The sequence below is a fragment of the Rhodopseudomonas sp. BR0G17 genome (genome assembly GCF_010907025.1).
Classification (GTDB): Bacteria; Pseudomonadota; Alphaproteobacteria; order Rhizobiales; family Xanthobacteraceae; genus Rhodopseudomonas; species Rhodopseudomonas palustris_H.
In genome coordinates, this window is record NZ_QUML01000139.1 from 1 (window position 1) to 458 (window position 458).

1 pseudogene is annotated in these 458 nt (G+C 59.2%); it reads left to right on the top strand.

Annotated elements, in window-relative coordinates:
- Positions 1–458, top strand: a pseudogene (locus DY467_RS25565) (hypothetical protein); the annotation flags it as partial.

Genomic DNA, 458 nt, shown 5'->3' on the forward strand with positions numbered 1-458 from the left:
GCGTTCGGAAGGCCCGCGGCTCGAGCAAGTTTTCGTCGAGCACGTGAGTGTGCTTGCGGAGAGGCTGAACGTCTTCCTTCGAGCCAACGGGCATATCCAGAAGGTTGACTACAATCCCGCCGAATTTTGGCCGGCGCAAAGAGGACGTGCATTCGGGTTCGTGGATGGCGGTGTCGCTGCCATCGATCTCCCCGGGGCCGCGCCGCTCGGAATTCGTGTTGGAAGCTACGTCGTCCGACCCGGCGACGATTCGGAGAGCAGAGAAGAGTTCAAACCGGAGTTTTCTATCGTCGACGATCTGTATGCCGCCGAACCTTCCACCTATGATCTCCCGGAAGACCTGGATGACCGCTACGACGATCGGGCGAAATTAAGAGACGCGGCGCGGATAATTTCGGAAATCGCGGCTTCGCTGGCTTTGTGGCGTCGCCGGCAAGACATAGCGGTCATGCTTGTGC